This is a genomic window from Nocardia sp. NPDC005978, assembly GCF_040614455.1.
In the GTDB taxonomy this organism is placed as follows: Bacteria; Actinomycetota; Actinomycetes; order Mycobacteriales; family Mycobacteriaceae; genus Nocardia.
Map to the genome: position 1 here is coordinate 18,041 of NZ_JBEXUS010000010.1, position 22,260 is coordinate 40,300.

A 22,260-nucleotide genomic window follows, 5' to 3' on the forward strand; every position below is an offset into this window, starting at 1 on the left:
ACCGCAACCGAATTGGCGGTCCGCGCCCTCCGATAGCCCGAAGTTGCCTGCCGGCTCACCACCATTGGGTGATGGCGCCGATCTGCCGGCCGAGTTCGGGCGCCAGCGAACGGGAGTAACTGGCGGTGAGGTGGTGCTCGTCCCGGTAGATCAGGATGTTGCCCTCGCTGACCCGGCAGCGCTCGGGACGGCACACCGCGTTGGAGAGATCGAGCGGGAACACCGACGGATATGACGCCGCGGCCGCCCCGGCAGGGTCGACCGGATCGAGCGCGATGCTGCGGTTCATGCCGCAACTGTCGTAATTGCCGTGGTAGGCAAGACAATCGACGGCCTTGTAGAAGACCCCGTCCCGGCGCAGGCGCGGGGTGTCGCGCAGCGCGAGGATCTTGAGCCCGCGATCGGCCAGCGCCGACCAGACCTCGGGGAACTCCACCGGGACCTCGTCACCGTCGCTGTAGGGGCGGAAGCGGGTCGAGATGGTGAACACCCAGTCCGGCCGCTCGAGCGCGAGCTGATCGATGACCGCGACGGACCATTCCCGGCATTCGGGGAACGGGGTCTCGGAGTAGGACGGCTGATCGACCAGGGTCAGCGCGCACCCCTGCTTCAGATAGGTGACGATGCGGAAACCCTGCTGCTGGGCGAGCACCTCGAGCGCGGGAATCCAATGCTCGGAATGGGATCCGCCGACCACCGCGATGGTGCGCTCGCCGTTCGGATTGCCGTAGACGCAGCGTTTGACCTCGCTGTCCGGCACGATGCAGCCGTCCTGGGTGGGCGGCGGGGCGTCGGCGAACCCCTGGAACAGCGAGGGCCGCAAGGGTTCCGGCAGCGGAATCACCCCGCTGGTCAGCGCGCCCGCACCGGGATAGGCGGGGGACGCCGCGACCGCGGGTTCGGGCGAGGCGGCGGGACCGATGATGATCTGCCAGCCGACGGTCGCCACCAGCACCGCGACACCCACAGCGCTGACGAACACCCCGACCACGCGCCGGTACACCGCGGTGGACAGCACCGGGGTCGTGCCGATCCCGGCGTGCCGGCGCAGCGGGGTCTCGACCAGCTGCGCGGTGATCACCGCGAGCAGCAGCGACACCCCGATCACCACCATGCCGTCGCCCAGTCCGGCGTGCACGCGGCCGCTCTCGGCCAGATAGAAGATCAGAATCGGCCAGTGCCACAGGTAGAACGGGTACGCCAGGGTGCCCAGCTCGGTGCACAGCCGACTCGCCAGCACCCGGTTGGCCCACGGCCGATGCGTGGCGGGCAGGCCCATGCCGGACAGGATGAGCAGCACGGTCGCCAGCACCGGGTACAGCGCGGCGGGCCCGGGGAATTCGCGGGCGCCGTCGAAGATCAGCCCGCAGGACAGCACCATGGCCAGGCCCGCGGTGGCCGCGATGGCGCGCGCCCACTTGGGCACCCGGATCCACGGTGTGATGACCGCGATACACGCGCCGACGAGCAGCTCCCAGGCGCGCGCGCCGGAGTCGTAGTAGGTCCACGACTGATGCTGTCCCGCACCGATGGTCGCGTACGCGAACGAGGCGCCCGCCCCGGCGAGCAGCGGGATCAGCAGCAGGACACGATTGGCGCGCGGACTGCGGATCAGCCGGCGCACCAGCGACCACACCGCGACCACCGCCAGGATCACCAGGTAGAACTGCCCCTGCACCGCCATCGACCACAGGTGCTGCAGCGGGCTCACCGAGGGATCGGGCGCGAGGTAATCCAGTTCGGCGGTGGCGAGATACCAGTTCTGGCTGTAGATCATCGAGGCGATGATCTGGCGGCCGATGTCCTCCCACTGGGTGTAGGGCCGCAGCAGGACCGTGGCGACGGTGATGGCGCCGAGCACCACCAGCAGCGCGGGCAGCAGCCGGCGGCCGGTGCGGCGCAGCGCGCGCACGGTGCCGGCCTTGCCCGTTGCCTCGGTGTGCCGCAACACCATCGCGGTGAAGAAGAAACCGGACAGCACCAGAAAGACGTCCACCCCGCCCGACACGCGACCCATCCACACGTGGAACGCCACGACCAGTGCGATCGCGACTCCGCGCAGCCCGTCCAGGTCCAGTCGGTAGTCCGGCCGGACGATGGGCAGGAAGTCGGTGTCGTGTTGAGAGATCTGCGAGGGCAGGCGGTTTCGCTCGACCGGCACAGTGAACGTCGCTGTGTCGGAGGTACGAATGCGCACGATCAACTCCCACTACCGGTTGGCCCCGGCCCGGAGTGCGGCGCGGGGATGCCGATGAGATTCTCGGCACAACGGCTCCCAAGATGCCCGATCACTTACGGCCCAGGCAAACTCGGACCGGAGCGGCGGCCGGGCGTGGCCGAGAAGTCGCTGGCCGCCAAGCCGATTCGCGCCGGATGGCACCCGGATCGGGTGGCTCTCGATTTGCCAATCCTGCACCTTTACGGAATCATTACCATGTAAGAGGGGCCGGGCGAAGCTGGTCGGCACGTGGCTCACGAGCCATGGTGATGTTGTATCGACCCGAGAGGAGCTGCCCGTGGCATTCACGCGACCTGCGTACTCAACAATGCTCTACCTCTTTCCCCAGCTCGATCGGCCGTAGCCGAAACTCCGCACACCCGCTCCGCCTCGCGCGCCGGTGAATTCCTGTCCTGGCGACTACCCCCGCGGCTCCGTTGTAAACGCGTCGAAGATCTCGATCGCGCATTGCATCACCGCAGGCGGCAAGGGTTTTCCCGATTGTTCCGACTTCCATATGAAGCACGCGGTCGTTTCCCGCTAGTGTGGATTTGTGAACGTCGAGGTTACACAGTTGCCCGGAATCGGGGTACGCAAGGACTTTTCGCTGACGGGCTCGCGCCGCCGGATCGGAATCATCGATCACAAGGACGGCACGATCGATCTGATCGTGAGCAAGCCGGGCAATCCCGATGCGATGGACCAGATTTCACTGTCCTCCCACGAGGCGGCGGTGCTGGCCAATCTGCTCGGCGCACCGCAGCTGGTGGCGCAATTGCAGGAGGAGCACCGCGAGTTCGGCGACATCGTGACCAGGCAGCTCACCATCGGCGCGCGGTCGCCCTACGACGGCAGGCTGCTGGGCGATACCCAGATGCGTTCGCGCACATCGGTGTCGATCGTCGCGGTCATGCGAGCCGGCCACGCGATTCCGTCCCCTAGCCCGGATTTCCTGTTCACCGCCGGTGATGTCCTCGTAGTTGTAGGTACCGCGGAAAGCCTAGGGGCTGCCGCCAGAATTTTGACGGATGGCTGAAAAGTAGATGGTGGCACACGAAACCGCGCTCGCGCTGATACAGCTGGGCGCGGTCTTTTTTGGTCTGGGATTGCTGGGAAGGGTCGCCGCGCGCATCGGAATGTCGCCGATTCCGCTGTACCTGCTCGGTGGTCTGATATTCGGTACCGGCGGTTTGATCGAGCTGAACCACGTGGACGAGTTCATTCACCTGGCCAGTGAGATCGGCGTCGTACTGCTGCTGTTGCTCCTGGGCCTGGAGTACACGGCCAATGAACTCGTCACCGGCCTGCGCAGTTCGTGGGCGGCCGGCGTGCTCGATCTGGTACTGAACGCGACGCCCGGGGTAATCGTCGCGCTCATGCTCGGCTGGGGCCTGACCGGAGCGGTCGCGATGGCGGGCGTCACCTACATCTCCTCCTCGGGCATCGTGGCGAAGGTGCTCGGCGATCTGGGCCGGCTCGGCAACCGCGAGACCCCGACGATTCTGTCGATCCTGGTCTTCGAGGATCTGGTCATGGCCGCGTACCTGCCGGTGCTGACGGCGGTACTGGCCGGGGTGGGGTTCGCGGCCGGGCTCAAGACGCTCGGCATCGCGCTGGCGGCGGTGACGATCGTGCTCGTGGTCGCACTGCGCTACGGCAGGTACGTCTCGATGATCGTGGACAGCAAGGATCGCGAGATCTTCCTGCTCAAGCTGCTCGGCTCGGCGCTGCTGGTCGCGGGTGTGGCCTCGGCGCTGCAGGTGTCGGCGGCGGTGGGGGCGTTCCTGCTCGGCATCGCCATCTCCGGCTCGACCGCGCACACCGCCACCAAGATTCTGGAGCCGCTGCGGGATCTGTTCGCGGCCATGTTCTTCGTGCTGTTCGGGCTGAGCACCGATCCGCGCAGCATCCCGCCGGTGCTGGGCTGGGCGGTGGTGCTGGCGGTGGTGACGGTCGCGACCAAGATGGCCACCGGCTGGTGGGCGGCCAAACGGGCGGGCGCTTCGAGGTACGGCCGGGCGCGCGCGGGCACGGCCCTGGTCGCGCACGGCGAATTCTCCATCGTCATCGCGGGATTGGCGGTCACGGCCGGTGCGGTACCCGCGTCCTTCGCGGCCATGGCCACGACCTACGTGCTGATCATGGCGGTGCTGGGCCCGATCGCGGCGCGCGTGGTGGAACCGGTGCTGCATCGCTTCGACGGGCGGGCCCCGGCGGTCGCCTGAGCGGACCCATGACCGAGAAGGGGGCAGGCGCTTCAGTCGCGCAGGGCCTGCTCCCGGAGGGCGCCCAGGACGCGGGTGAGCATGCGCGAGATCTGCATCTGCGAGACGCCCAGGTGCGCGGCGATCTCGCTCTGGGTGCGATTCTCGAAGAACCGCATGACGAGCAGATTCCGGTCGCCTTCGGCCAGGGCCTCGATGAGGGGCTTCACCGCGATGAAGTTCTCCACCAGGGTGTAGTCGGGTTCCTCGGCGCCGAGCGCGTCCAGCAGCGACAGCGCGGGATTCTCGTTCTCCGGATCCAGGGTGCTGTCGATCGAGGAGGTCCGATAGGCGTTGGCCGCGATGAGCGCCTGGGTGACCTCGATCGGATCGACCCCGAGCTCGGCGGCGAGCTCGCCGGCTTTGGGCATGCGGCCCAGGCGCTGTGCCAGCGCTTCGGTCGCGGGTCCGATGGTCTGCTGAATCTCCTTGAGCCGGCGGGGAACTCGTACCGACCAGGTGTAGTCGCGGAAGTGCCTGCGCACCTCGCCCATCACGGTGGGGACCGCGAAGGCCAGGAAGGACGAACCGTACTCGGGATCGAAGCGGTCGACCGCGTGCAGCAGCCCGACCCGGGCGATCTGCAGCAGGTCGTCGAAGTTCTCCCCGCGACCGGCGAAGCGGCGGGCGATGTGCTCGGCCAGCGGCAGGCAGCGCCGGATGAGTTCCTCGCGCAGGACCGGCCGGCGGGGGTCGGTGGCGGCGAGTGCGGCCAATTCGACGAAGCGGGGTTCGATGTCGTCGTAGCTGTCGGGGCGGTCGCGGCGGTGGCGGGGCGGGGTCGTCGGTGTCGGTGGTGTCGCCCCGGCCGTCGCGGGGGTGGGTACGTCCTCTGCCGCTGTCTCGGCGATGAGGGTGCCGCTGCTGGACTTGCGCATTGCGTCTCCTGGAATCAGGTTGCTGCGCAGGCGTACAGGCGAGGCAGGTGGATTCGACCTCTTACTTGTGTGCGCCACCGGGTTGTCGATGGCGTCGCCCGCCGTGGTGTGGCTGGACCCGCTGCCGGAGACGGTCGGACCGCGTTCGAGGCGGCAGGTGGAAGTGGTTGCGGAACAGGCGAATCAGCCGATTCTCTGCAGCCGTTCGCCGTGCTGGTGGAACTGTGCTCTCGCCCCCGGGTCTAACAGTCGCGCGGGGGCGCGGTTCTCGCGATGCGGGGCACTGCCCGGCCGTGGAGAACAAAAGACGTGGTACGCATGTCGACCCTTCGTCGCCGTGCCGAGACGGAATCGACTGCCGGGGTCTGGGACAGCAAAGTCTGCCGTTGCACACAATTCTACGGTGGAACTGTGTTGATGGTTCCAGGCTAGCAGGCACGACGACACGGCGACACCGATTGGGTCCCGCCCCCGGGTCGCCAGGGGACGGCCGGAACGTGCCACTGTCCCATACTGTTCACCGGCGTTCGCGGGAGTCGTTGTGATGCACCGGGCTTCGGCCGGCGCCGGTCCCGATCGAGGGATCCGGACCGTTAGGCGCACCGACCCGGGGTCGGCGAAACGATCTTGACTGTGACAGGGTTGGCGGCGGTCGGGCCGGGCGTGCCGTGCTGTGCGCGCGGTCGCCGGGCGAGGCAGTATTCTCTCGTCCCAGCATGCTCCGGCAGCGCGGCGCCGCGCCGTACCGGAAGGAAGGAGCGCGACCGATGTCCTTCTGGCAGCCGGTGAGCCCCGCGGGCCATCCCGCGGATCCACGCGCCGAGGCCGATCCGGCCACCCTGCCGCTCGGCCCCGAGCGCAACGGCAAGGACATGGTCATCCTGCTGGTGGAGGACGACCCGGGAGACGCGCTGCTGGTCCAGGAGCTGGTCGCCGACGCGGCACCGGGCGTCACCCTGGAATGGGTGCGGACCGTGACCCTGGCGAGCCAGTGGCTCGGCACCCAGGTCCCCGACTGCGTCCTGCTGGATCTGCATCTGCCCGATGCCCGCGGACTCGAGGCGCTCGAGCGCATTCGCAGCGCCGCCGACGTGGCCGTGGTGGTGCTGACCGGGCTGGACGAGGAAGGGATCGGCCTGGCCGCGGTGGCCGCGGGCGCACAGGACTACCTGGTCAAGGGCCGCGTCGAACCCGAGCTGTTCGGACGGGCCGTGCGGTACGCGGTACAGCGCAAGCAGGCCGAGCGCGCGGCCGCGGCACTGCGCGTGGGCCGGATGCAGGCCCGGGAGAACGCGCGCCTGGAACGCGGGCTGCTGCCCACCCCGCTGCTGCGCGGGGAGCCGGTGGTGGACGTGGTGTCCCGCTATCGCCCCGGCAGCGCACACTCGCTGCTCGGCGGCGACTTCTACGACGTGGTGCAGGACGCCGACGGCGTGGTGCACGTGGTGATCGGCGATGTGTCCGGGCACGGCCCCGACGAGGCGGCCACCGGCGTTGCCCTGCGATTGGCCTGGCGCACACTGGTACTCAGCGGGATCACCGGAACTCGGCAGTTGCAGCTGCTGGAACAGGTGCTGCTGGCCGAGCGCACTGGCAAACACACCTTCGTCACCGTGACCACCCTGGTGCTGCGCCCGCGCCGGCACGCGGTGCAGGTCATGCGGGCCGGGCATCCGGGCATGCTGGTGCGCACGGCGGCGGGTGTGGACTGGCTCGAGGTATCCGGTGGACCCGCCCTGGGTTTCGCGCCGGGACAGGCCGATTGGCCCATCAGTGAACTCATCGTGCCGCCCGGCACCGGGCTGGTGCTGTTCACCGACGGGCTGTACGAGGGCCACAGCGGCGCCGGTGACGACCGCCTGGGCGAAGAGGGCCTGCTGGCGCTGGCGGGCGAAGTGGACGCGCGCGAACCCGCGGTGTTCGTGGACGAACTCATCGGCCGCGCCGAAGCCCTGGCCGAACGGCACGGGGGGCTGGACGACGATATCGCGGTCCTGTATCTGCGCTGGAACGACGATCTCCGAGAGCGGGACCACCGAGCATGAGCACACCCGAGCCACCTCGTAACTGGACCCAGCGGCTGACCGTGCGGGCCTGGTTCCAACTGGTCCTGGCGGTGATGGTGCTGGTGGTGGTCGTCGGCGCGGGCCTGTCGGCGCTGGCCACCGCCAAGACCACCCGCGTCTCGGACAGATTCGGCAAGCAGATCCAGCCCGCGGTCACCCAGGCGTACCGGCTGCAGGGCGCGCTGGCCAATCAGGAGACCGGGGTGCGCGGGTACGCCCTCACCGCCGACCCGCAATTCCTGGTGCCCTTCGACGAGGGTCGGCGGGAGGAGAACCTGGCGAGCACGCAACTGCGCACGCTGCTGCACGATCGCCCGGATCTGCTCGCGGACGTCGATGAGCTCGAGAACGCGGCCGGACTCTGGCGCAGCACCTACGCGGACCCGCTGATCGCCTCGGTGGCGAACGGCGGCACCCGCATCCTGGACCCGGCGGCCACCGCGCGCGGCAAGGCCGCCTTCGACCGGCTGCGCGCGCATTTCACGACCCAGAACTCCAATCTCGATGCCGCCGCGGCCCGCGATCGCGCCGACCTGGCGCGCACCCGCAGTGTGCGCGACGCGGCCCTGATCGGCATGGTCGCGGCGTTCCTGGTCACCGGCCTGGCGCTGACGGTCCTGGTCCGGCGATTGATCGCCCGGCCGCTGCAGGCCCTGGAAACGGCCTCGGCGCGCGTGGCGGGCGGCGATTTCGGGCATCACATCACCGTGCACGGCCCCGCGGATCTGATGACCGTGGCCGCCGCGGTCGAGGCCATGCGCGTGCGGATCGTCACCGAGCTCGAGTCCTCCCGGATCACCGAGACCAGACTCGCCGAACAGGCCGCCGACCTGGATGCGCAATCGGCCGAATTGCGCCGCTCCAACGCCGAACTGGAGCAGTTCGCCTATGTGGCCTCGCACGATCTGCAGGAACCGCTGCGCAAGGTGGCCTCGTTCTGTCAGCTGCTGGAGAAGCGCTACGGCGACCAGCTCGACGACCGGGCCAAGCAGTACATCGAATTCGCGGTCGACGGCGCCAAGCGCATGCAGGTGCTGATCAACGATCTGCTCACCTTCTCGCGGGTGGGCCGGGTCAACGATCACACCGCCAGCGTCGGACTGGACCACACCCTGGACAAGGCGCTGTCGAACCTCGGTGCGGCGGTGGAGGATTCGGGTGCGCAGATCGAACGCCCGGAGCGGTTGCCCGAGGTGACCGGCGATTCGACCCTGCTGGTCATGCTGTGGCAGAACCTCATCGGCAACGCCATCAAGTTCCAGCGGCCCGGTGAGCCCCCGCGGGTGCGCATCGAGTGCGAGGCCGAACCGGGACCCGACGGCGGCCGGCGCTTCTCGGTCACCGACAACGGCATCGGCATCGCCCCCGAGTTCGCGGACAAGGTCTTCGTCATCTTCCAGCGCCTGCACAGCCGTGACGAGTACACCGGCACGGGCATAGGATTGGCGCTGAGCAAGAAGATCGTGGAGTTCCACGGCGGGCGCATCTGGATCGACACCGACTACACCGGCGGCACCCGGTTCTGTTTCACCCTTGCCGAACCCGCACCGCGAGCGGTGGCCCCCGAACACCCCACCACAGAACCAGGAGTCCCCGCGTGACCGATTTCGTCCAGCCGATTGTCATCCTGCTCGTCGAGGACGATCCGGGGGACGAGCTCATGACGCGGGAAGCCTTCGAGCACAACCGGATCGGCAACACGCTGCTGGTGGTCCGGGACGGCGAGGAAGCCCTGGACTTCCTGTACCAGCGCGGCGCGCACACCGGCGCGCCCCGCCCCGATCTCATCCTGCTCGACCTCAATCTGCCCAAATACGATGGGCGGCAGGTGCTCGAGCAGATCAAGTCGGATTCGGACCTGGCGCACATCCCGGTGGTGGTGCTCACCACCTCAGCCGCCGAGGAAGACATCCTGCGCAGCTACCGGCTGCACGCCAACGCGTACGTGACGAAGCCGGTCGACCTGGATCAGTTCATCTCCGCTATCAAGCAGATCGACGATTTCTTCGTCCAGGTCGTCCGGCTGCCACGATTGTCCTGAGCCGAAGAACTCACCGCCCCGCGAGACGGTGAGTTCGGGCTCGTGTTCGGCTAGGCGATGCGCAGCACGCGTTCGCTCTCCGCAGGGCCCAGCGCCTTCTCGCGCAGGGTGCTCAGCGTCTTGTTGAGGATCCGGGACACCTGCATCTGCGAGACGCCCAGGCGTTCACCGATCTGCGCCTGGGACTGGTTCTCGAAGAACCGCCAGATGAGCACCTGGCGCTCGCGCTGCGGCAGCGCGGCCAGCAGCGGGCGCACCGACATGGCGTCCTCGAGCAGCCGGTAGCTGGGCTCCTCCGCGCCGAGGGTCTCCACGACCGGAGCCGGGGCGAATTCGTCGTCGGTGCGGGAGCTGTCGAGCGAGCTGGCCTGGTAGGCGTTGCGCGCGATCATGGCCTGGGTGACCTCGACCAGATCCACGTCGAGTTCGGCGGCGATCTCGCGCGCGGTCGGCAGTCGGCCCAGCCGGTGCGAGAGGGTCTCGGTCACCTGACCGAGCTGCTGCTGCAATTCCTTGGTGCGCCGCGGCACGCGCACGGCCCAGGTGCGGTCGCGGAAGTGCCTGCGCACCTCGCCCATGATGGTGGGAACGGCGAAGGAGAGGAAGGTGGTGCCCCGCGCGGCGTCGAAGCGGTCCACGGACTGTACAAGACCCACGCGGGCGATCTGGAGCAGGTCGTCGAACGTCTCACCGCGACCGCTGAAGCGCTGCGCGATGTGCTCGGCCAGTGGCAGGCAGTCCCGGATGATCTCTTCCCGCAGCGCGGCGTGCCGGGCAACGTCGCCCGCACAGTCCGCCAGCTGCTCGAACCGCGGCTCGATGTCGTCGTAGCTGTTGCCGGCCGTGCGCGCCGGCCGACCCTTCTGGGTGCGAAGTTGCGCCTCGGACATGAGGTTTCCTAACTCCCGTTCCATTCCGACTGTGGTGGCGGTTTACCCGGGTCCGCGTTACTCAAACGTGATCGGTCGCAATATATCCGACGGGACCGTGGATAAGGACCGGCCGCCGTGAGAGTGAACCCGGGCAGGGTACTCTGCCCGGACCGGGCGATGGGGAAGCACGCGGGAACGGAGAATGCCATGGGGACGACGGTTGGACTGCGGGTACCCGCGACACCGGACCATTTGACGATGCTGCGGGCGCTCGCCGAAACCGTCACGCTGGTGGCCGATTTCGGCCTGGGTGAGGTGAACGACATCCGGCTGGCGCTGGACGAGGTGGCGACCCTGCTGATGCTGGCCGCGGTGCCCGGGTCGATGCTCGACTGCGAGCTGACCTATGACGAGCAGGAACTGGCCGTGCGGGTCGCCGGCGTCGCCGGGTCCGAGGACGCGCTGGACGAGCACGGGCTCAGCTGGCACATCGTGCGCTCGCTGACCGATTCCCTGGTCACCGACCAGGGCGTGTACGCGATTCCGGCCGGGGGCTACCCGACCGTGGTGGAGTTCCGGCGACTACGGGACGCGCGCCGCAACAGCACGCGCTGAACCCGCCGCCCGAAGGCGGCGGGTTCAGGGATTGTTCGAGCGGGCGCCGTCAGGCGTCCGCGGCGAGCGCTTCTTCCAGCGTGCCGTAGACCGCGAGCAGGTCGCCGAGTCCGGTGAGTTCCACCGGCCGGCGCACGGGGGCCGAGGCCACCACGCGGAACTGCCGGCCCGCGGTGACCTCGAGGGCCTCCACCAGCACGCTCAAACCAGCCGAGCCGAAGAATCCGACCTCGGTCAGGTCCATGACGAGTACGGGGGATTCACCGGCCACGGCCTCGGCCACCGCGGCCGAGAGCTTGGGCGCGGAGACCATGTCCACCTCGCCCGAGGCGGACAGCACCATCGCGGACTCGACCGCGTGCATCCGGACGATCAGTTCCCTCATCGCACGGCCCGCCCGTCGGTTCCGGCGGCACACATGAAGAGCCCGGCACACCGGCCGGGATGTTGCCCAATACGTCCGATTCCGTCCATCGACACCGTTAGCTACCTCCGGATACATGGCGTCGGCAGGAGTCCACTGCGCGCGCTCACCGCCACCCTATTCGAGTGATGATGGCGGCGGCAAAAGTTGCGGTATTCGACTCGTTCCGGTTACTGGAACCGAACCCGGCGGTCACCGTCGCGCCCTGCGGGCGACGGGGGAACATGCCCCGCGCCCAATCCTTTTCGTGCATCGTGGCCGGCTGCTACCGGCCCAGCGGGAGCCGGATGTACAGCGTGGTGCCGCCCGGTCCGGTGTGTCGTCGTACCAGGTCCGCGACCTGATTGACGATCAGCAGGCCGCGTCCGCCGGGGCGGTGGGCCGGTGCGGGCAGCCGACCGGCCAAGGGGTCGGCGATATGGCCCGCGTCGCGCACCTGGCAGCACAGGTGCGGGCCCTGCGACCAGAGCGCGAGGGTGCCCTTGCCGCCGCCGTGCACCACCGAATTGGTGGTGGTCTCGCCGATGACCAGTTCGGCGTCCAGCAGATTGTCGGCGCTCATGCCCGCCTGTGTGGCGTACTCCACCGCCGCGTGCCGGACCTCGGACAGGGTCGTGGCGTCGAACGCGTAGGTGGTCGCGGTCGCGGGCGGATCGGCCAGCGGCTGATTGTAGATCGCCACGATGTGGTCGGGATCATATGCGGTACTGACACTCTCGCCCGCGCCGTCGATCAGTGTGGGGTGGGTCGCGTACGCGTCGGCGACCATGTGCGCGGGCAGCGTGCTCAGGTCGTACGGGCACAGAATGGTGGCCGCACGTCCGGCGAAGGCGGAGTTGACCAGGGCCTCGTGCAACGCACAGGCCGGGTATTCGGCCTCGGAGCGTTCGGCCCAGACCGGTTCGCCGATGATGCGCACGCGGTCGGCCGGGTGCGCGTCGGTGAAGGCCCGCAGCACCCCGGGGATGATGCGCCCGGGATTGCGGCCCTCGATCGTCATGTCGAGTAGTCGAACCCGATCGGCGTCCTCGCCCAGCGCCGTGCGCAGCAGCGCCAATTTGGCCGTGGGCACCGACACCGCGACAGGTTCGCCGAGGGTCAGGCCCTCCCTGATGAAACGCAATGTGCCCGAAAGGTATTCATCGCTGTCACGGTAGAAGAGCGCCGGGTGCACGAAGGGATTCGTAGTCGCGGCTGTGGTCATCGGCAAGCGGCCCCGATCGTCGGTTGCCCGGAGAACGCTGCCGCCTGGCGCCACGCCGCGCGCGGTCTCCGGGAGGGGAAACTAAACGCATATGCTACGCGTCGTTCCGGAGGGTGGAAGTTCAGCTCCGGCCGGCTTCGCCCCGGGTGGTCCACGGCCCCGGCGCCTGGTCGGCTAATTGTCCGCGTGTGCGGGAGAAGCGGACCGCGATCGGGAACCCGGACAGCGCGCGGTCGAACGGTTCGGTGGTGACGTGCACGCCGTCGGTGAGCGAGCGCAGCATGTGCCAGCCCACCCCGTCGGTCTCGAATCCGGAGAGCGCGTCGATGACCCCGTGTATGTGGACGCCCATGCTGTAGTCGTCGCAGTGGAACCGGCAGTCGATCTCGGTGCCCGGCACCGCCGCCCGGACCAGCGCCGAAGCCACTTCGTCCACCGCTATGCGCAGGTCAACCGCGGTGTCTATGCCGAAGTCGGCTATCAGGCATACGGTCTCGGCCAGCGCGCGCAGCGTGCCGAGTTGCCCGGCCACCGCCGGGGTGCGCACCGCGACCTCGGTGTAGTTCGGCGTGGGCGGCGGCGCGGGCTGCGGCGGCTCGGGTGCGACCCTGAGGTGCGCACCGGCCGTTCCGCGCCGTGACCTGCTATTTCCCATGTCCCGTGTTCTGAATTGCCCCGTCATCTCACATCGCCCCTGGCATCCGATAGGCAGTGTTGTCGTCCGATCTGCACGTTGTTCTGCTACTGGCCTACCCGGGGATGTGCGAGCGAAAACGTAGCGATTCGGAGAGCCGTTTCACTCCGGTCGATCTTGCGCGGTCGGGGGTGCGATTGTGAGCGAGACCACCTCGGACATTAATGAAAACGGTTGCCATTATGGTTAAGCTACCGAAGTCATTGCGGCGCACGCCGTAATCCGCACCGCGACAACGTCGTTCGGTGGCCGAGTGTTTGCGTGCGCTGTGCCCCACGGCAATCGGTAGTGAAAACGGAGTTTTCTTGACCACGGCAATGCACATTCTGACCCGCACCGATCTCGCGGATGTCGAGCTGACCCCGGCCGAGGCGATCGCACTCGTCGAAGAGGGGTACCGGGCCTTCGCACACGGCGTCTCGGCCTGTCCGGTCAAACTCATGATGCCGGTCCCGGCGGCGGAGCGGGACGCGGTCGCGTACTCGATGCTGGGCTACGACGGCTGGCTGGACCAGGTCGGGTTCAAGACGTCCTATCGGCAGGGCAGCGAGAGCGCCGAGAAGTACTACACCACCATCAGCCTGTACGACGACACCACCGGCAGGCCCTTCGCGCTGATGGACTGCCAGCGCATCGGCGCCACCCGCACCCCGGCGACCACCGCGATCATCGCGAAACTCTGCGCCCGCCCAGGCGCGACGAGCGCGCTCATGATCGGCACCGGGATCCAGGGCCGAAACACCCTGCCGTATCTGCTGACCGCGCTGCCCGGACTGGAACGCCTGCGACTGTTCGGAACCCATCCGGACGGCATCGCCGAGAGCCTGCGGGTCATGCGGCGCTGGTTCCCCGATCGCGAGATCGAACTGGTCGGCGACGTGCCCGCGGCCGTGGCCGAGTCCGACATCGTCGTGGTCGCCTCGGGTCGCGCCGCCCATCCCCGGGTGCGCACCGATGGGCTGCCGCCCGGCGGGCTGCTGATCTCGGTGGCGTCCAAGGGAATCGAGAGCGGTGCGCTCGGGCAGGCCGACTATGTGATCGCCACCAGTTCGGGCCAATTGGGCGTCACCGGTGCGCGTTTGGCCGGACACGGTGGTTTCGCCGGCGTCGACGCCGAACTGCCGGAGGTGGTGGCCGGGCGGATCCCGGGGCGGCGCGCGGACACCGAGCGGGTGTTCGTGTTCTCCTCCGGAATGATCATCACCGATATCCCGGTCGCCCACGCCCTGGCCACCCGCGCGGTGGCGGCCGGACGCGGACAGCGGGTGGAACTGTGGACGTGAACACCTCCGAGGCCCTGGCCGGTTTGCCCGCCCTGCCCGCGCTCGAGCGCGACTGGCAGCTCGCGGCCCGTGCCGATCCGTGGCTGCTGCACGACATCCGGCACGCGGTCGGCGGGCCGTTCCACCTGCTGTACCCCGAACAATTCGCGGACAACCTGCGCGCGTTCCAGCGGGTGCTGGCCGATCACGAGGTTCGCGGGCAGGTGTACTTCGGCAAGAAGGCCAACAAGGCCGGCTGCTGGCTGCCCGAGGTCGCCGCGCTGGACGCGGGCGTGGACGTGGCCAGCGTTCCGGAGTTGGTGCACGCGCTGGCCGCGGGCGTTCGCGGGTGCGACATCGGCGTGACCGGCGCCGCCAAGAGCGATGAGCTGCTGCGCCTGGCCGTCCGGCACGGGAGCGTCATCGCGGTGGACGCGCTCGACGAGCTGGAACGGCTCGCCGCCGTCGCCACCGCGCCGGTTCGCGTCCTGCTGCGCCGCCTGCCCCCGGGCGCACCGCACAGTCGATTCGGGCTGTCGGACAGCGAATTACGGTCCGCGCTCGAACGCTGCCTCGGGCTGCCGCAGCTGCGGATGATCGGTTTCTCCTTCCACCTCGACGGTTACGAGGCGGCCCCGCGCGCCGAACTGGCCTACGAATCGATCCGGATGAGCGTGGCCGCCCGGCGCGCGGGCCTGCCGATCACCGCGCTGTCCATCGGCGGCGGCTTCGCGTGCCGCTACGTGTCCGACGCCGACTGGACCGAGTTCGAGGACCGGCGCACCGGCGAATGGTTCCACGCCGGAAAGCATTTCGAGAAGTTCTACCCCTACGCCCAGGGGCCGGCCGGGCCGGACATGCTCGCGGCCATCCTGGCCGCGGAGTTCGACGGCCGCACCCTCGCCGCGCACCTGCGGCGCCACGAGCTCGAGGTGTTCCTCGAACCGGGCCGGGCCCTGCTCATCGACGCCGGATTCACGGTGTTCCCGGTCCTGGGCTTCAAACAGCACGACGCGCACGGCATCACCACCGTGCAGGGCCTGAGCATGAGCCTGTCCGAACAGTGGAAGGGCAGCGAGTTCCTGCCCGATCCGATCCTGGTGCCCGCCACCGCCGACCGCGAACCCCGGCCGGTGTACTCGTGCGTGGGCGGGTCGAGCTGCATGGAGTACGACGTGCTCACCTGGCGCAAGGTGCGGATGAGTCAGCGGCCCGCGCACGGTGACCTGCTGCTGTACCCCAATACCGCCGGCTATCAGATGGACAAGAACGAAAGCGAATTCCACCAATTACCGCTACCGCCGAAAATCGTGCTCAGCCACCGGGACGGCCGGCCGCGCTGGAGGCTGGATCGATGACCGCCACCCACCTGCCCTGGCATCGGGAGAACGTGGTCACCCACGCCTCGGAACTGATCGGCTCCACCCCGATGCTCGAACTCGTGCGCACCGGTGCGGGCAGCAGGCTGCTGCTCAAACTCGAGCAGTTCAATCCGACCGGGTCGGCGAAGGTCCGCATGGCCCGGGAGATGGTGCTGCAGGCCGAGCTCGACGGCCGGCTCGCGCCCGGCGGGCACATCGTGGAACCCACCTCGGGCAACACCGGCGCGGGCCTGGCGCTGATCGCGCTCGAACGCGGCTACACCTTCACCGCGGTCGTGGACTCGCATGCGGCGCGGGACAAGCTGCGGGCCATGCGGGCCATGGGCGCGCAGCTGGTGCACGTGGAATGCGACGGCGACGGGCCCGGGACGGTCGAACGCCGCCGGGTCGCGGGCGAGATCGCCGAGCGAACCGGGGCGTACCGGCCCGATCAGCACAACAATCCGAGCAACAACGCGGGCTATCGGGCACTGGCGGGGGAACTGCTCGCCGATCTCGACACCGATGTCGACCAGCTGATCGGCGCGGTCGGCACCGGCGGATCCCTCTGCGGCACAGTCGAAGAGCTGCGCCGGCTCGGCTCGCGCGTGCACGCCATCGGGGTCGAACCGGCGGGGTCGACCATCTTCGGCGGACCGGCCGGGACCTACTGGCAGAGCGGTGCGGGCAGTCCGGGCGGCTTCCCGATCGGCGACAACGTGCGTCGCGAACTCATCGACGAGAGCTACCGGGTCGGTGACGCGGCGGCCTTCGCGACCGCGCGGGTGGTGGCCCGGCGCACCGGCATTCTGATCGGCGGCACCGGCGGCGCGGCGGTGCACGTCGCGCTGCGCCAGCTGGTGCATCTCGCACCCGGCAGCACCGCGGTCGTGCTGGTCTGTGACGCGGGGGAGAAGTACCTCGACACCGTGTACGACGATCAGTGGCTGGCCGCGCGCGGGCTGCTGGACGAGGCGCTGGGACAACGCATCACGCGCTGGTGCCGGGCCTACGACGAATCGGTTCGACTGGCCGGGGCGGCCGGGAGCGGCGTGGGCGCATGAACACACGCGAGTATCGCGCGATCGTCGCGATGGCCGCGCCCATCGCCGGACTGCAGGTGGCCCAGGTCGCCTTGACCACGGTCGATCTGGCGATGATGGGCCTGCTGGGCGTGACCGCGGTCGCGGCCGGCGGGCTGGCGCTGCTGCTGTACAACCAGCTGCGCACCATGTGCGTGGGCATGGTGACCGGGGTCGGCAACATGATCGCCGCGGCCGCGGGCAGCGGGGAGAAGCGCACCGGCACAGCGGCATTGGACGAACAGGCGCGGGCGGAAATCCGCGGCTACGTGCGGGCCGCGCTCGCGGTCGCCACCGGCACCGCCGGCGCGGGCGCGCTGGCGCTGATCGGGCTCGCGTCCGCGCTGGGCAGGCTCGGCCAGGATCCCGAGGTGCTGCGCCTGGCGCGGCCGATCCTGTGGACCCTGGCCCCGGGACTGGTGCCCATGCTCTGGCTGAACGTGTTGCGCCAGTTCGCGGTCGGCCTGCGCCGGGCCGGATCGCTGCTGCGGGTCACCCTGATCTCGATCGGGGTCAACGCACTGCTGAACGCGCTGTTCATCTTCGGCTGGTTCGGACTGCCGAAGCTCGGCCCGGCCGGAATCGGGCTGGCCACCACCCTGGTGCTGTGCTGGACGTGCGCGACCTACCTGGTGACGGTGCGCCGCGATCCGGTGCTCGGGGAGCTGCTGTCGGTGCGGGCGTGGCGGGCCGAACCCGCGACGGTGCGCCGCATCGTCCGCCTGGGCACGCCGATCGCCCTGACCTACGGCGCCGAAGCGGCGATCACCTCGATCGCCACCCTGCTCATCGGTGCGTTCGGGCCGGTCGCGCTGGCCGCGAGCACCATCGTCAATCAGCTGGCCTACATCGTCTACCAGGTGAACATCGGTCTGTCCCAGGGCTCTTCGATTCTGGTCAGCCGCACGGTGGGCCGTGGCGAGTGGTCGCTGGTGCGCGGCATCGCGCGGCGCACCTTCGTGCTGGGCTTCGCGTTCATGACGGTGATCGGCGGGGTGTACCTGCTGTTCCCGGACGCGGTGCTGGCTCCGTTCTTCGGCGCGGACCGCGACAACGCCGACGTGGTGGCCGCGGCTTCGGCCCTCCTGTGGTTCGCCATCGTGCAGCAGTACTGCAAGGGTTCGCAGAACCTGTGCATCGGGCTGCTGCGCGGCATCGGCCGGACCGCGGCGGGCCTGCGCGACACCCTCGTCGGCTACTTCGCGCTGGGCGTGCCCGCGATGGTGGTGTTCGGCCCGGTTCTGGGGTGGGGCGCGCCGGGCGTCTGGGCGGGGCTGTGCCTGGGCTTCGCCGCCACCGCGGCGCTGGTGTGGCGCAGTTTCGCGCGGCACTCGGCCGATATCGCCGGGCGGGAGGTGACGACGGTGGCCTGAACGCCGATCCGCCCGTGCCGGTCGCAGATCCGGAGTACCGTTTTTCCATGGTCCGGGTGGCGGCGATTCAGCTCGAGCCGGTGCTCGCGGACATCGACGCCAATCTCCAGGCGTGCGAACGGCTCGCGACAGCGGCCGGCGTGGCCGGGGCCGAGATCATCGCCCTGCCCGAGTTCTTCTCCACCGGTATCGGATTCAGCGAACGGCTGATCGATGCGGTCCTGCCGCCGAACGGGCCGGCCACCACGCTGCTGCAGTCGATCGCGAGCCGGTTCGGCGCGCTGGTGGGCGGGTCGTTCCTGTGCCGCGACGACGACGGCCAGGTCCGCAACGCCTACCTGCTGGCCGGCCCCGACGGGGTGCTGGGCAGGCACGACAAGGACCTGCCGACGCTGTGGGAGAACGCCTTCTACATCGGCGGGAGCGATCCGGGCATCATCGAGGCCGGGAACTACCGGGTCGGCGCCGCGGTGTGCTGGGAACTCATGCGCACCGGCACCGTCCGGCGGTTGCGCGGCAACATCGACTTCCTGATGAGCGGATCGGGCTGGTGGTCCATGCCCGACTGGCCGCCCGCCGCGCTGTTCGAGCGCATGGAACGGGCCAACGCCGCGACCGCGCATCGCGCCGCGACGACCTTCGCCCGCTTCATCGGCGCGCCGGTCATCCACGCGGCGCACACCGGACCCCTCGACTGCGGGCTGCCCTGGATGCCCGGCGATTACCACGGTCGTTTCGAGGGGCTGGCCGTGATCACCGATGCCACCGGCGCGATCGTCGCCGCGCGGGAGCCGGGGGCGGGCGCGGGCATGGCGCTGGGCGACATCACCCCGGGTTCGACCGCGCCGCTCCAGGATTCGCCGGACCGGTTCTGGCTGCACCGCCGCGGCGCGCTCCCCGCGTTCGCCTGGCACTACCACCGCTGGCACGGCCGACGCTGGTATCGGCGGCACATGCTCACCGGGTAGGCCCGCGCACCGGCCACCCGGCACAGCGCACCGAGCACCGCCGGCACGGGGAGCGAATTGACAGGAGCCTTTCCCGGGCAGTCGCGTAAAGCCTGTGCCCGGGAACCCTTCTCAGCGCGCGGGGGCGAAGCAGCTCGTGGGGAGGTCTACCAGGGAGCAGAGGGCGGGGGCGCGGACCGGGGCATAGTTCGGGGGGACGCCGCCGGTCGTGGTGATGTCGCGGTAGGCCCAGACCGCCTCGGTGGGGCGGCGGGTCAGGGACGGGTCGGAGGTCACGTCGACCGTGTAGAGGCCGAAACGGGGGGAGTAGCTGCCCCATTCGTAGTTGTCGGTGATGCTCCAGTAGTTGTAGCCGATCACGTTCATGCCGTCGGCCTTCGCGCGCTGGACCCAATAGACGGTGTCGCGCAGGTGGTCGGCGCGGGTCATGCCGTCGGTCGTGGGGGAGCCGTTGTCGCTGGGGATCCCGTTCTCCACGATGTAGAGGGGGCGGCCGGGGAACTTCTGGGAGTAGCGGCGCAGGACGTAGTAGATGCCCTCGGGCTCGATGATCAGGCTGGTGGGCTGATTGGTCAGCAGGGCGGCCACATTCGGCGGATCGGACAGGGAGCCACCGTAGTAGTAGTCGATGCCGACGTAGTCGAGTTTGTCGGCGACGCGGTCCACGAACAACGCGTCGTCCTGGGCGGCGGTCATGGCGGAGTAGCCGATGTTGCTGGTCACCAGCGCACCGGGCTGACGTGCGTGGATGTGGTCGTATATCGCGCGGTGCGCGGCGACCATGCGATCGATCATCGCGGTGACGTCGATCGCGCCGATGCCGCCGATCCGCTGTTCCTGCGACACGTAGGCCAGCGGCTCGTTGAAGGTCACCCACAGCGGATCATCGCCCGCGTACCGGTCTACCACCGCGCGCGCGTTGCCCAGCCAGTCCTCGACCATGCCGGGATTGCGCCAGCCGCCGCGATCGACCGCCCAGCCCGGGAACACCCAGTGATCGAGGGTGATCATGGGCCGCAAACCCGCCGCGCGGACCCGCGAGATCAGGCCGTCGTAGAACGAGAAATCCCACTGTCCCGGATTCTGCTGCACCCGAGCCCATTCCACGCTGATCCGGAAGACCCCGACGCCCATGTCGGCGGCGTGCTGAATGTCCTCGCCGTAGCGGTTCAGGAAGTCCACGGAATTGCGATAGTCCTGGGCCTGCCCGGAGGCGGCGTAGCGCCGCCAGTTGCTGTCGGGCGCCGAGCCCTCGCTCTGGAAGCCGGAACTCGATACGCCCCACAGGAAATTGCCGCCGACCGGGGGCGGCCCCGGATCGGCGACGGCGCTCCCGGGCGTGGTGAGCGCGCCCGAAACCGCCAGAACGATGCATGCCAGGATGAACACTGCACGTTGTCCCATCGCATCGAGGGTACTTACCCCCGAGCGGGTTTCGCGGCGGTCCGATCAGATTGGGCGGCAGTTCATCCGGCCGCTGCCGCCGCCACCCGCGTCGAGTCCGATTCGTGCGGTTCGGCTTCGGGAATCTCGGTGCCGCGCAACGAACATCCCGCGGTCTCGCGCAGGAAAGCGCACGCGACCAGGCCGATCAGGGACGCGCCGACCATGTACACCGCCGGGAACAGATTCCAGCCGGTGTTCTCGATCACCGCCTCGTTGACCAGCGGCGCGGTACCGCCGAACGCCGCCGTGGACACGTTGTAGCCGAAAGCGAAACCGGCATAACGCACATGGGTGGGGAAGATGGCCGGGAAGGTCGAACTGATGGTCGCCAGCTGCGGCACGTACAGCAGCCCGATCACCACGAACCCCACCACCGCCCAGACCGGGCCCAGCGCCATCAGCGCGTACATCGGCACCGCCAGCACCGTGAGTCCGATCAGCGAGAACCGCCACATCGGCCGCCGCCCCACCCGATCGGACAACCGCCCGAAGAACGGCAGCGACACCATCATGACCAGCTGGCCGATGAGCATCATCGCGGTGGTCGTCGACTCGCCCAGCCCGATCGTCTTCTGCAGGTACGTCGGCTGATACGTGAGCAGCGTGTAGTTCACCACGTTGAGCGCGATCACCAGCCCGATCAGGGTCAGCGTCTCGCGCCGGTACGTGGTCAGCACCTCGCGCAGCCCGGCCGGCGGCGTGTCCTGCTCGGCGACCTCGACGAACACCGGCGACTCGTCGAGCTTCGCACGCAGGTACCAGCCGATCAGGCCCAGCGGCAAGGCGATCAGGAACGGAATCCGCCAGCCCCAGTCGTACATGGTCTCCGAGCCCAGCACGAGCTGGCAGGCCAGCACCACCGCCGAGCCGCCGACGAAGCCCGCCATGGTGCCGAACTCCAGGAAGCTGCCCAGGAATCCGCGTTTGCGGTCGGTCGCGCACTCGGCGAGATAGGTTGCCGCGCCGCCGTATTCACCACCGGTCGAGAACCCCTGCACCACGCGCAGCGCGATGAGCAGCAGCGGCGCCCACCAGCCCACCGTGTCGTGGGTCGGCAGCAGGCCGATCGCGCCCGTGGCCGCGGCCATCAGCAGGATGGTGGTGGCCAGCACGACCTTGCGGCCCACCCGGTCGCCGAGCGGGCCCCACACCATGCCGCCGAGCGGGCGCAGCAGGAACGATATGGCGAAGCCCAGCATCGTGCCGAGCGTCCCGAGTTCGCCGGGGAAGAAGGCGGCGGTCAAATAGGTTGCGGTGGCGGCGTATACGCCGTAGTCGAACCATTCGGTCGCGTTGCCCATCGCGGACGCGGCGACCGATCTTCGCAGCGGGTTCGCCGCGGTTGTGCTCCTCATCGTGCCTGCCTTCCCAGCCCGCACCACGGACCTTCCTCGGTACCGCCGCGGCGCAGAGAACGCCGAAGCTTTCGCACGGTAAGAACCGTTACCCGGGCTCACGGTTTCTCAAACCACGGCGGTCGCCGGGTGTTCGC

General features: G+C 69.1%; 19 protein-coding genes. 11 read left to right on the forward strand and 8 right to left on the reverse strand.

The window, feature by feature from the left end; genetic code table 11:
• Positions 1-55: 55 nt before the first annotated feature.
• Positions 56-2,197: an acyltransferase family protein gene (locus ABZ319_RS06575; RefSeq protein WP_354985315.1), complete on the reverse strand. Its 2,142-nt coding sequence runs from the start codon at positions 2,195-2,197 to the stop codon at positions 56-58.
• Between the two features lie 574 nt (positions 2,198-2,771).
• On the opposite strand from ABZ319_RS06575, the gene ABZ319_RS06580 reads away from it, so the two are divergent.
• Both ABZ319_RS06580 and ABZ319_RS06585 read left to right on the forward strand, forming a co-directional pair.
• Complete coding sequence (locus tag ABZ319_RS06580; RefSeq protein WP_354985316.1) at positions 2,772-3,254, forward strand: TrkA C-terminal domain-containing protein; 483 nt, start codon at positions 2,772-2,774, stop codon at positions 3,252-3,254.
• A gap of 7 nt (positions 3,255-3,261) precedes the next feature.
• Positions 3,262-4,443 (forward strand): cation:proton antiporter, encoded by a 1,182-nt coding sequence (locus ABZ319_RS06585; protein ID WP_354985317.1) that lies wholly within the window; start codon positions 3,262-3,264, stop codon positions 4,441-4,443.
• A gap of 32 nt (positions 4,444-4,475) precedes the next feature.
• Here the strand turns inward: ABZ319_RS06585 and ABZ319_RS06590 are convergent, their stop codons facing one another.
• A complete protein-coding gene (locus ABZ319_RS06590; RefSeq protein WP_354985318.1) occupies positions 4,476-5,360 on the reverse strand; it encodes an RNA polymerase sigma factor SigF in 885 nt (294 codons plus the stop codon).
• A gap of 872 nt (positions 5,361-6,232) precedes the next feature.
• Between ABZ319_RS06590 and ABZ319_RS06595 the strand changes: the two genes are divergently transcribed.
• From ABZ319_RS06595 to ABZ319_RS06605, 3 genes are read left to right on the forward strand one after another with little or no spacing between them, the layout of a single operon-like run.
• On the forward strand, positions 6,233-7,405 hold the full coding sequence (locus ABZ319_RS06595) for a SpoIIE family protein phosphatase (RefSeq protein ID WP_354985405.1): 1,173 nt from the start codon (positions 6,233-6,235) through the stop codon (positions 7,403-7,405).
• Positions 7,402-9,027: a CHASE3 domain-containing protein gene (locus tag ABZ319_RS06600; RefSeq protein ID WP_354985319.1), complete on the forward strand. Its 1,626-nt coding sequence runs from the start codon at positions 7,402-7,404 to the stop codon at positions 9,025-9,027. Before ABZ319_RS06595 ends, ABZ319_RS06600 begins: the two co-directional genes overlap by 4 nt.
• Entirely contained in the window at positions 9,024-9,467 is a 444-nt protein-coding gene (locus ABZ319_RS06605; protein WP_354985320.1) for a response regulator, read from the forward strand. The genes ABZ319_RS06600 and ABZ319_RS06605 overlap by 4 nt, the downstream gene beginning before the upstream one ends.
• Before the next feature lie 50 nt (positions 9,468-9,517).
• On the opposite strand, the gene ABZ319_RS06610 is transcribed toward ABZ319_RS06605, so the two are convergent.
• Entirely contained in the window at positions 9,518-10,357 is an 840-nt protein-coding gene (locus ABZ319_RS06610; RefSeq protein WP_354985321.1) for an RNA polymerase sigma factor SigF, read from the reverse strand.
• Between the two features lie 189 nt (positions 10,358-10,546).
• Here ABZ319_RS06610 and ABZ319_RS06615 point away from each other — a divergent pair, with 189 nt between their 5' ends.
• A complete protein-coding gene (locus ABZ319_RS06615; protein WP_354985322.1) occupies positions 10,547-10,954 on the forward strand; it encodes an anti-sigma factor in 408 nt (135 codons plus the stop codon).
• 49 nt (positions 10,955-11,003) lie between these two features.
• Here ABZ319_RS06615 and ABZ319_RS06620 read toward each other — a convergent pair whose 3' ends face one another.
• The 3 genes from ABZ319_RS06620 to ABZ319_RS06630 form a co-directional block, all read right to left on the reverse strand.
• Entirely contained in the window at positions 11,004-11,339 is a 336-nt protein-coding gene (locus ABZ319_RS06620) for an STAS domain-containing protein (protein ID WP_354985323.1), read from the reverse strand.
• A gap of 304 nt (positions 11,340-11,643) precedes the next feature.
• Positions 11,644-12,582 (reverse strand): sensor histidine kinase, encoded by a 939-nt coding sequence (locus ABZ319_RS06625; protein ID WP_354985324.1) that lies wholly within the window; start codon positions 12,580-12,582, stop codon positions 11,644-11,646.
• 121 nt (positions 12,583-12,703) lie between these two features.
• Positions 12,704-13,237, reverse strand: a complete 534-nt coding sequence (locus tag ABZ319_RS06630; RefSeq protein ID WP_354985325.1) for an anti-sigma factor — start codon at positions 13,235-13,237, stop codon at positions 12,704-12,706.
• 344 nt (positions 13,238-13,581) lie between these two features.
• Between ABZ319_RS06630 and ABZ319_RS06635 the strand changes: the two genes are divergently transcribed.
• From ABZ319_RS06635 to ABZ319_RS06655, 5 genes are read left to right on the forward strand one after another with little or no spacing between them, the layout of a single operon-like run.
• The gene (locus ABZ319_RS06635) at positions 13,582-14,559 is read left to right on the forward strand and encodes an ornithine cyclodeaminase (protein WP_354985326.1); all 978 of its coding nucleotides are present in this window, start codon (positions 13,582-13,584) and stop codon (positions 14,557-14,559) included.
• Positions 14,556-15,896: an alanine racemase gene (locus ABZ319_RS06640; protein WP_354985327.1), complete on the forward strand. Its 1,341-nt coding sequence runs from the start codon at positions 14,556-14,558 to the stop codon at positions 15,894-15,896. Before ABZ319_RS06635 ends, ABZ319_RS06640 begins: the two co-directional genes overlap by 4 nt.
• On the forward strand, positions 15,893-16,963 hold the full coding sequence (locus ABZ319_RS06645; protein WP_354985328.1) for a cysteine synthase family protein: 1,071 nt from the start codon (positions 15,893-15,895) through the stop codon (positions 16,961-16,963). The genes ABZ319_RS06640 and ABZ319_RS06645 overlap by 4 nt, the downstream gene beginning before the upstream one ends.
• The gene (locus ABZ319_RS06650; RefSeq protein ID WP_354985329.1) at positions 16,960-18,354 is read left to right on the forward strand and encodes an MATE family efflux transporter; all 1,395 of its coding nucleotides are present in this window, start codon (positions 16,960-16,962) and stop codon (positions 18,352-18,354) included. Before ABZ319_RS06645 ends, ABZ319_RS06650 begins: the two co-directional genes overlap by 4 nt.
• Positions 18,355-18,401: 47 nt before the next feature.
• Positions 18,402-19,322, forward strand: coding sequence for a carbon-nitrogen hydrolase family protein (locus tag ABZ319_RS06655; protein WP_354985330.1), 921 nt, complete (start codon positions 18,402-18,404; stop codon positions 19,320-19,322).
• Positions 19,323-19,433: 111 nt separating this feature from the next.
• Here the strand turns inward: ABZ319_RS06655 and ABZ319_RS06660 are convergent, their stop codons facing one another.
• Entirely contained in the window at positions 19,434-20,726 is a 1,293-nt protein-coding gene (locus ABZ319_RS06660) for a family 1 glycosylhydrolase (protein ID WP_354985331.1), read from the reverse strand.
• A 62-nt stretch (positions 20,727-20,788) separates the two neighbouring features.
• Entirely contained in the window at positions 20,789-22,123 is a 1,335-nt protein-coding gene (locus ABZ319_RS06665; RefSeq protein WP_354985332.1) for an MFS transporter, read from the reverse strand.
• Positions 22,124-22,260: the final 137 nt, after the last annotated feature.